The sequence below is a fragment of the Rhizobium terrae genome, from assembly GCF_003425685.1.
GTDB classification, from domain to species: Bacteria; Pseudomonadota; Alphaproteobacteria; order Rhizobiales; family Rhizobiaceae; genus Neorhizobium; species Neorhizobium terrae.
Window position 1 is genome coordinate 1 of sequence record NZ_QJKM01000049.1, and the last position, 5,729, is coordinate 5,729.

Annotated in this window: 7 protein-coding genes; 2 read left to right on the plus strand and 5 right to left on the minus strand. The window is 53.3% G+C overall.

Features of this window, described 5'->3' with window-relative positions; genetic code table 11:
* Positions 1-283: 283 nt before the first annotated feature.
* The 4 genes from DMO26_RS33045 to DMO26_RS33060 form a co-directional block, all read right to left on the minus strand.
* Complete coding sequence (locus DMO26_RS33045; RefSeq protein WP_117196497.1) at positions 284-1,012, minus strand: amino acid ABC transporter permease; 729 nt, start codon at positions 1,010-1,012, stop codon at positions 284-286.
* Positions 1,013-1,017: 5 nt separating this feature from the next.
* Entirely contained in the window at positions 1,018-1,677 is a 660-nt protein-coding gene (locus DMO26_RS33050) for an amino acid ABC transporter permease (protein WP_117196498.1), read from the minus strand.
* Between the two features lie 72 nt (positions 1,678-1,749).
* Positions 1,750-2,610 (minus strand): transporter substrate-binding domain-containing protein, encoded by an 861-nt coding sequence (locus DMO26_RS33055; protein ID WP_205421306.1) that lies wholly within the window; start codon positions 2,608-2,610, stop codon positions 1,750-1,752.
* 59 nt (positions 2,611-2,669) lie between these two features.
* Entirely contained in the window at positions 2,670-3,419 is a 750-nt protein-coding gene (locus DMO26_RS33060; RefSeq protein ID WP_117196499.1) for an amino acid ABC transporter ATP-binding protein, read from the minus strand.
* 364 nt (positions 3,420-3,783) lie between these two features.
* Here DMO26_RS33060 and mgrA point away from each other — a divergent pair, with 364 nt between their 5' ends.
* A complete protein-coding gene (gene mgrA / locus DMO26_RS33065; protein WP_117196500.1) occupies positions 3,784-4,812 on the plus strand; it encodes an L-glyceraldehyde 3-phosphate reductase in 1,029 nt (342 codons plus the stop codon).
* A gap of 132 nt (positions 4,813-4,944) precedes the next feature.
* Positions 4,945-5,100 (plus strand): hypothetical protein, encoded by a 156-nt coding sequence (locus DMO26_RS34065; RefSeq protein WP_162895195.1) that lies wholly within the window; start codon positions 4,945-4,947, stop codon positions 5,098-5,100.
* A gap of 27 nt (positions 5,101-5,127) precedes the next feature.
* Here the strand turns inward: DMO26_RS34065 and DMO26_RS35155 are convergent, their stop codons facing one another.
* Positions 5,128-5,442 carry a Gfo/Idh/MocA family protein gene (locus DMO26_RS35155; RefSeq protein WP_404947108.1) on the minus strand — a complete coding sequence of 105 codons (315 nt, stop codon included), beginning with the start codon at positions 5,440-5,442 and terminating at the stop codon, positions 5,128-5,130.
* Positions 5,443-5,729: the final 287 nt, after the last annotated feature.

Here is a 5,729-nt window from a genome sequence, read left to right on the forward strand (position 1 = left end):
AGCATGATGCGAAACCAACCTCTCATCGTCTGCCACCCACACAACCTCACCATTGCAGTATTCAACAGACGGCAATTATGCGCGATGCGAAATCCGTGTTGAATGTGGGGCGCTCGCAACGGTTACGACCAAATCATCTGAGGGGTTACTCGAAATGCGTCGCGATCCGCCTGGAGCGACATGCGTCTATTTCGACGCCCAGCTACGCTTTAACTCTTTAATATATAGATCGTCTTTTGATCCAGATCATCCGAATAGAACCAGTGGATGCGTCAACCCGATCTCAAGCACGAGCTCCAACTGCAGTTTCCGAAGCGACGGTATCCTTGGCGACATCTGGATTGTTTCCGCGAGCGAGGTGACGGTTGAAATAATGTTCGATCGGCCGTCCAGCGAGCGATATGAGCCAGCAGAGTGTGAAATAAACAATCAGGATTGCACCATAAACCAGGAAAGCCGGACTGCCGCCGCGCCCTATCGTGGTCTGCTCAATGAGAATTTGCGCTGATCGAAACAATTCCGGCATTCCGATGACCGCGCCAAGGGAGGACGCCTGCACCCAGGCAGTCACAAGGCTGATATATGGGGGAAGTATGATCGGCATGGCTTGGGGAAGAACAATGAGCACTAGGCCTTTCCAGCTCTGCAAGCCGAAGGCCGCAGCAGCTTCCCTCTGGCCCTTTGGTACTGCCACCAAACCCGCTCTGATGACATGAGCACCGTTAGCACCACCCCACAGCGCGACAGCCAGCGTCGTCGAAACAAATGGGTCGAGAGACAACCCGATCTTGGGCAGCAAGAAATAAATGAGGAATACCGTAACGATTAAAGGAAGATCGCGGAAAACCTCCGCCAGAAGATAAACCGGACGGTTGAGAAAAGTGGCCCGAAGCGACATGCCTGCCGCAAAAAGAATCGCGAAAAACGTGGCGCTTGAAACAATTGCCAGGCAAAGCTTTAGCGTATTGACCAGGCCTTCTAACAAAAAGTCCTTAAATTCAAGGAGTAACATGTGAACTATCTCCCGAGATAGGGTCGTTTGAGGCGCCGCTCGAGAACATGGCCCAAACCGGAAACGGTGAATATGCAGGCGAGATAAATCACGCAGATCGAGGCAAACATCTCTACCGCACGAAATTCGTAGGAGATTTTTTCAACCGCGACATAGGTCAACTCGATCAGGCCGATCGCTTGGAGATAGGCCGAATTTTTTATCGTGCTGACTATCGTATTCATGATTGAAGGAAGCGCTGCACGAAGTGCGATCGGAAAGACCACGAAAAGACCGTGATGCAGGGGCTTGAGGCCGAGCGAAGCCGACGCATCTCTCATTCCATTCCCGACTGCAGCCAGGCCAGCGCGAAGATTTTCGATGTGATAGGCGCTGGCCCATATGCCAAGCGCCATAACACCCGACCAGAAAACCGACAGCGTTAAGCCAATCGTCGGAAAGCCATAAAAAATGAAGAATATCTGGACAAGATAGGGCGTTCCGCGAATGAATTCGACATATCCCGTGACGAGATAATGGAGCGGTTTGAACGGCAGAGAGCGCAGGAACGCACCGACGATAGCAATGGCTAACGAGATGAGGATCGCCAGCGCACTCACCACCAACGTCATTCGAACGCCTCTCAGGAGGTCCGGTAGTGCCAGCGCTATATAGTTGAAATCCATACTGTTATTCCACGGATGATGAAACACGGCGCAGGTATCCGGAGCGCTTCCGCCCCGGATACCGAAGTCTCGTTATTTATCCTCGGCTTCCGGAGGCACCGCGGTCTCGAAGCCCGAAACGATCTTTGCCTGAAGTCCCGGATTTTCGACGAACTTTTTCACCAGGGGCGATTGGAACTTGGTGGACCGCATCTTTGCGAGTGCGGCATTCAGGAAAGCCTTGAGTTCCGGCTCATTCTTCCGCAGCCCGATAGCGTTGGCGCCGAAATCAAACCCTTCCTCGACAAGACGCAGTTGAGGATTATTGCCGGCGATGGTCGCAACGACCTCTCCATCGCCGGCATAACCTTCAGCACGCCCCAGAAGGAGGGCCTGGACGCCGTCCGCAGTGCTATTGAGCTGCATCAGTCCGACCTTCGGCTGCTTCTCCGTGAACCACCTGGCATGCGTGCTTCCCTTCAGCACGATCAACATCTTACCGTCCAGATCGGCAAGTTTCTTGACCTTGCTGTCCTTGTTAACGAGTACGTTGCTGGTGCCCCAGTAATAGCTGTTTGTATAGTCGATAACTTCGGCCCGCGCCCTGGTCTTTCCAAGTGTTGCGATGATGGCGTCAATCTTGCCGCCGTTCAATGATGGAATGCGTGAATCGGCGGTTACACAGGTGAGTTGGGTCTTGTCGGCCGAGCCAAATGCGTAAACACCAATCTGCTTGGCCATCTCGACCTCGATCCCGACTGGCTTCCCGTCAGTGCCGGAGAAACCGAACGGAGGGCTGTCGCATTTCACGCCGATGCGGATGACGCCGGCATCCTTGATCGCCTTCGGAAGCGCGGGCAATTCCTGCGCACCGGAAACCGTCGGGAGAACGGCCATGCCCCCCAGAAGGCTTACTGCAGATACCATGTTGATAAAAGTTGACTTCATCTTCATTCCCCTACTTGTTTTTAAACTCTTGACATTGGCGCATCATCTCGGTGGGCACCCAGATCTCAATAGAGAATCTGTTTAAGGAACCGTCGCGTGCGGCTCTCCTTGGGGTCGTCGAAAAACTCGTCCGGTGAAGCCACCTCAACTATTTTCCCCTCATCCATGAAAATGACGCGGTCGGCGACTTGCCGCGCAAAACCCATTTCGTGCGTAACGCAGATCATCGTCATTCCGTCGGCGGCAAGCTGCGCCATCGTTTCCAGCACTTCCCGGACAAGTTCAGGGTCCAGTGCGGAAGTTGGCTCATCAAACAGCATCACCTTTGGGTTCATGCACAGGGAACGTGCTATCGCCACGCGCTGCTGTTGCCCGCCGGAAAGCTGGCTCGGATAAAAATGTGCCTTTTCAGGTATTCGAACGCGCTCAAGAAAGCGTAACGCTATGTCTTCTGCCTCCTTACGGCCGATCCCCTTCACCCACCGGGGCGCAATTGTACAATTCTCGAGGATCGTCAGGTGCGGGTACAGGTTGAAGTTTTGGAACACCATCCCGACTTCCTGTCGGACCCGGTCGATGTTCTTCTTCTGATCCGTAAGTTCGATCCCATTGACGTGGATTTGGCCCATCTGATGCTTTTCCAACCGGTTGATGCAACGGATCATCGTCGATTTCCCGGAGCCGGATGGACCGCATACTACGATTTTTTCGCTCTTTTTGACGCTGAAAGTCACATCATGCAGGACCTGTAGGTTGCCGAACCACTTGCCCACGCCGTTCATTTGCAAGAAAGGCTCTACTACAGCATCAACCATTTAATACTCCCTATGGGCTCCTGCAAAAGGTGCCACATTGCAGTTCAGTGAACTTCCAAAGCCGAGAACCGCGACAAGATCCGTGGATTCAGGCGTTATGCATGAGAAATCTGACGTGCGGCGGGCGATCATTCAGCCGACCTAGGCGACTGCCTCAATCCGCCTCTAATCAATCTGATAATCGCGCAATCTAGCTGTCGACAATCGTTTGTAATGGCTAATACAAACGATTGTCAATGCCATTGTTCGACTTTTGGAGTCGCTTTCAAGTTTGACAACCAGCGGCGCCGCTTATACAAACGATTGTCTTCGGGAAACTTGATGATTTGGGCGTCTGCACGCCGGGTTTTAGCTAGGAGAACGCATGAAATATTCCGCTGCGAGCGATCGCTACAAAAACAACATGATCTATCGTCGCTGCGGGAAGAGCGGCATCGATTTGCCGGCGATTTCACTTGGGCTGTGGCACAATTTTGGCGGCGTCGACAGCTATGAGACTGGACGGGCAGTTTTGAGGCGTGCGTTCGACCGAGGCATTACCCATTTTGATCTGGCTAATAATTATGGTCCGCCTCGCGGCTCGGCCGAGGAAACCTTCGGGCGCATGATGGCAGGCGATTTCGCTCCGTATCGTGACGAGATGATCATTACCACGAAGGCTGGTTGGTCGATGTGGGAAGGACCTTATGGGAGCATTACCGGGAGCCGCAAACACCTCATTGCCAGCCTGGATCAGTCTTTAGCGCGCATGGGACTCGATTATGTCGATATCTTCTATTCCCACCGAGTGGACCCTCGAACGCCGTTGGAGGAGACAGTCCGCGCACTTGCCGATATTCATCGTCAAGGCAAGGCGCTCTACATCGGCATTTCAAGCTACTCGCCCGCTCTGACATGCGAAGTCGCATCGCTTCTGGAAAGCGAGCGTGTGGCGCTACTTGTTCATCAACCCAACTATTCAATGTTCAACAGGTGGGTCGAGAATGGCCTGCTGGCTACGCTTGAGAGGTTGCAAACCGGTTGTGTGGCATTCTCTCCCCTGGCGCAGGGCTTGTTGTCCTCGAAGTATCTGAACGGCATTCCGGTCGAGGCGCGGGCATCGAGAGAAAAGATAAGCAGGAACCCAATATCTCCGGAGCTTATCGATCGAGTCAGAGCACTCAATGATATCGCAACACGCCGTGGTCAAACATTGGCTCAAATGGCGATCGCTTGGGTGCTTCGTGATCCGCGCGTCACATCTGCGCTTATAGGGGCTCGCAACGTAGAGCAACTAGATGACTCCCTGTGCGCCCTAGATTTGTTAAACTTTTCCCAAGAGGACCTGCGTGACATTGATCGCTATGCGACCGATGCCGAGACCGATTTCTGGGAAAGCTCGACGTCTCTCTGACCGCTGCTGAGATCCGAATGCAGCAGATTTCGGGCTCTTTCCAAAACGCCCTGATCCAAAAGCCCGAAACACGATCAAAGCTCGCCGGGATAACTTATTCATATCTGACCGCGTATCTCATCCAGGATACCCATGATCGCGACGCTTTGCTCCAATGGCATGACAGGTGACGCCATCGCACCGGTGCGGATGAGGCGCTCATTTCAAATGCTTGAAATTGCATTCCGCGACCGGATATCGGTGCTGAGAATTCCTCCAGTATGTTGTTTTGATAATCAAGGACCTTGAAGGATGCCGGCTTGTACCAGACCGGACCTATCTCGATTCTGGCCTTTGAGCCGTAGATGGACGCCCTGTTTTCACCCCCCCTCCGTCCAATGAGGAGAAGGTCGTTGAAATCGTGCCGCGATCATGTTGCATGAGCGTGGCAACTTCCGCGTCAACGCCTGTATTTTTCAGTCGCCCGGCAGCCTTGACCGATTTGGGAAGGCCTAGAATATCGACGGCAAAGGAAATCGAATAAATTCCGAGATCCAGAAGCGCGCCGCCGCCGAGTTCAAGAGCGTTGAGGCGGTGACCGTCTTCTCTAGGCAGTGTCGACGACGCGGCGACCGCTTCGCTATGCGTCATCAATATAAGTTTAGCGAAATCGAGTTGGTCTTCCGGCAGTCATAGTTTGTCGGTCGTTTCAATCACGGACCCCAGCACGGGCCGTTGCTTCCAGATGAACCGTATAGCGGCAAAAGCTTTGAAATGTACGTTAAGGAGAAACGATGCCGAGGGTTTATTGCCTAGCAGGCTGTTGAAAAAGCCACTGGCATTGACTGCTTCGAAATGATTCACTGCGTCCGAGGGGCTTTGGGGATTATGGAATGCGTGGCGGCGATGTTCGGACGGGGGAACTCTTCAGCTATGTC

Bases quoted from the DNA above. Each gene is read 5' to 3' on its own strand.
- DMO26_RS35155 (WP_404947108.1), bottom strand. From the start codon at position 5,442: ATGACGCATAGCGAAGCGGTCGCCGCGTCGTCGACACTGCCTAGAGAA.
- DMO26_RS33045 (WP_117196497.1), bottom strand. From the start codon at position 1,012: ATGTTACTCCTTGAATTTAAGGACTTTTTGTTAGAAGGCCTGGTCAAT.
- DMO26_RS34065 (WP_162895195.1), top strand. From the start codon at position 4,945: ATGATCGCGACGCTTTGCTCCAATGGCATGACAGGTGACGCCATCGCA.
- mgrA (WP_117196500.1), top strand. From the start codon at position 3,784: ATGAAATATTCCGCTGCGAGCGATCGCTACAAAAACAACATGATCTAT.
- DMO26_RS33050 (WP_117196498.1), bottom strand. From the start codon at position 1,677: ATGGATTTCAACTATATAGCGCTGGCACTACCGGACCTCCTGAGAGGC.
- DMO26_RS33060 (WP_117196499.1), bottom strand. From the start codon at position 3,419: ATGGTTGATGCTGTAGTAGAGCCTTTCTTGCAAATGAACGGCGTGGGC.
- DMO26_RS33055 (WP_205421306.1), bottom strand. From the start codon at position 2,610: ATGAAGATGAAGTCAACTTTTATCAACATGGTATCTGCAGTAAGCCTT.